This is a genomic window from Bacillus sp. S4, from assembly GCF_040838205.1.
GTDB classification, from domain to species: domain Bacteria; phylum Bacillota; class Bacilli; order Bacillales; family Bacillaceae_G; genus Bacillus_A; species Bacillus_A cereus_U.
This window is the reverse complement of record NZ_JBFPJI010000432.1, coordinates 1-2,423: the sequence shown is the minus strand read 5'-3', so window position 1 is coordinate 2,423 and position 2,423 is coordinate 1. Positions and strand designations below refer to the sequence as shown.

Genomic DNA, 2,423 nt, shown 5'->3' with positions numbered 1-2,423 from the left:
ATGTAGAAGAATGGAGACAGAAATTCAGTTATGTTTCGCAAGATACTCCAATTTTTTCAGGTACAATTAGAGATAACATTTTATATGGACAAAATGAAAAGGTTACAGATGATAAATTGATAGAAATTGCAACATTTGCAAATGCACATGAATTTATTGGTGGTTTATCGGATGGTTATAATACGCAAGTAGGAGAAAGAGGTAATCAACTTTCAGGTGGACAAAAACAACGTATTGCATTAGCTAGAGCCTTAATGCGTGGTACAGATTTTCTATTATTAGATGAGGCTACAGCAAATCTCGATTCTGATTCAGAAAAACAAGTACAAAAGGCAATAAATACATTAATTCATAAACAAACAACTTTTGTAATAGCACATAGGTTGTCTACCATTATAAATGCTGATCAAATTATTGTATTAGAAGGTGGTAGAATTACAGGTTTTGGAACTCATGATGAGTTATTAAGTAATCATGAGTATTATCAAAGAGCTATTAAACAACAATTTGAAAGACAATAATTTAAAAATTGATGCAAATTTAATAGGAAAATTAAAAATCCATTACAGTAAAGAATATGATAAGTTTCATGAAACAAACGAATAGGACACAAAAGGGTATTATATGAACCTGCAGTATGGATTCATATAATACCCTTTTTATCACGCCAATTCTTTCATCATAAGTATGTGCGGAATACCATCTTCCATAAATACATCAGAAGAAGTTTGATAGCCTAATTTTTCATAAAATCCTTCAGCTTGTGTTTGACCGTGTAGTTTCACTTTATTTGCTTCTTTGTTACGAGCAATCTCTTCTAGTGCCTGGATTATTACTTTTCCTAATCCGTATTTGCGATAGTCTTTTAAAATACAAATTCGTTCTAGTTTACCCATTCCGTCAATGAATCGTATACGGCCAGTTCCTACAGGAAGTTCATTATAATAAACTAATATATGTTTGCATGTCTCGCCAATTTGGTCATATGTATCGAATTCATCCTCAAGAGGGACACCTTGCTCTTTTACGAATACTTCTTTTCGAATGTAAAAGGCAGTTTCTAAATCAGTAAGTTCTGTTATGAGTTTGGATTGCAAATTGTTCAGCCCTTTCTAGTGTGATATGAATGTGTTTTCATAGTATATCATACTGTAATGTTATACTATGAAAAATAAAAAACTGACTTGCAAAAGTCAGCCTTTAAAATGGTTAATATTCTTTTATCCCGTTTTTTGTTCCGATGATCGCTTTGTTCGTCATATTGATAAATAATCCTGTTTCAACTACACCGGTAATCATCTTTAACCCTGTATGTGTGTCATTTGGATTCAATATTTTGTTTGGAAAAATACAATCAATAATTAAATTGCCGTTATCAGTTATAAATGGTCCGCCATCTTTCATACGTAAACGTGTTTCGTATCCTAAAGATTGAACTCTCTTTTCAGTTTGCTTCCAAGAGAAGGGGATGATTTCAATAGGAAGTGGAAAGGCACCTAAGTGTGAAACGAGTTTGGATTCATCTGCAATAATAATAAGTTCTTTAGAGGAGGTGGCAACAATTTTTTCGCGAAGTAATGCACCACCGCCACCTTTTATTAATTGTAAATCATTATTGATTTCATCTGCTCCATCGATTGTGAGATCGAGTATATCGGTTTCATTTAAAGAGATTAACGGAATAGATAGTTGTTTTGCTAATGCTTCAGTTTCTTTTGATGTCGGTACAGCTTGAATAGATAACCCTTCTTTTACATGTTGACCTAATTTTTGTATTGTCCAATATACAGTTGAACCCGTACCAAGTCCAACCTTCATACCATCTTTTACAAAGCCAGCAGCATATTCACCGGCTAGCTGTTTTAAATTCATCATTTTACTCCGCCGGACGTGGTCCAGCATCTAAACCGGAATTTTCAACTGTAAGTATAGGGCGAACAGTAATATCTTTATGTACACGCATTTGGCACGATAATCGTAAGTGGTCTTCAATTCCTTTTTCCGTAATAGCTTGTTTTTCATCATTTGTAGCCTCACAAAAATCACCTGCAATGACTTCAACTCGGCAAGTTGTACATCTTGCTTTGCCACCGCAACGATGAAGAATGTGTACACCGTTATCTTCAAGTGCTAATACTAGTTTTGTCCCTTCCTCAACATCAAAAGTTCCGGTACCTTCAACTGTTAATTTTGGCAAATTGATTCCTCCTCATGTAAAATGCTATATAACATATTTATGACCCGTATTCATGAACATAAACATAAAATTTATTATAAGCCCCGTAACTTTTTTATTTGTTCAATCGTTTAATAAGTAAGCGCTGAAAAGGAGTGGTTATTTTGTGCACAAAAGTAACTCAGGTTTTAAAGGATCATATCGATATGAATCATTCAAATATAAATTTATTGATTGAACATTATGC

General features: G+C 33.5%; 4 protein-coding genes and 1 pseudogene. 2 read left to right on the top strand and 3 right to left on the bottom strand.

Annotation, left to right across the window (positions count from 1 at the left end):
* The coding region (locus tag AB3X48_RS21215) for an ATP-binding cassette domain-containing protein (protein ID WP_367959909.1) at positions 1–521 on the top strand (521 nt) is incomplete at its 5' end.
* Between the two features lie 141 nt (positions 522–662).
* Here the strand turns inward: AB3X48_RS21215 and AB3X48_RS21210 are convergent.
* From AB3X48_RS21210 to AB3X48_RS21200, 3 genes are all read right to left on the bottom strand, one after another.
* The gene (locus tag AB3X48_RS21210; protein WP_016105069.1) at positions 663–1,097 is read right to left on the bottom strand and encodes a GNAT family N-acetyltransferase; all 435 of its coding nucleotides are present in this window, start codon (positions 1,095–1,097) and stop codon (positions 663–665) included.
* A gap of 112 nt (positions 1,098–1,209) precedes the next feature.
* Entirely contained in the window at positions 1,210–1,872 is a 663-nt protein-coding gene (gene rpiA / locus AB3X48_RS21205) for a ribose 5-phosphate isomerase A (protein ID WP_016105068.1), read from the bottom strand.
* A 4-nt stretch (positions 1,873–1,876) separates the two neighbouring features.
* Positions 1,877–2,197, bottom strand: a complete 321-nt coding sequence (locus tag AB3X48_RS21200; RefSeq protein ID WP_002110280.1) for a 2Fe-2S iron-sulfur cluster-binding protein — start codon at positions 2,195–2,197, stop codon at positions 1,877–1,879.
* 143 nt (positions 2,198–2,340) lie between these two features.
* Here AB3X48_RS21200 and AB3X48_RS21195 point away from each other — a divergent pair.
* Positions 2,341–2,423 (top strand): annotated as a pseudogene (locus tag AB3X48_RS21195) (RNA polymerase subunit sigma-70); the annotation flags it as partial.

Bases quoted from the DNA above. Each gene is read 5' to 3' on its own strand.
- rpiA (WP_016105068.1), bottom strand. From the start codon at position 1,872: ATGAATTTAAAACAGCTAGCCGGTGAATATGCTGCTGGCTTTGTAAAA.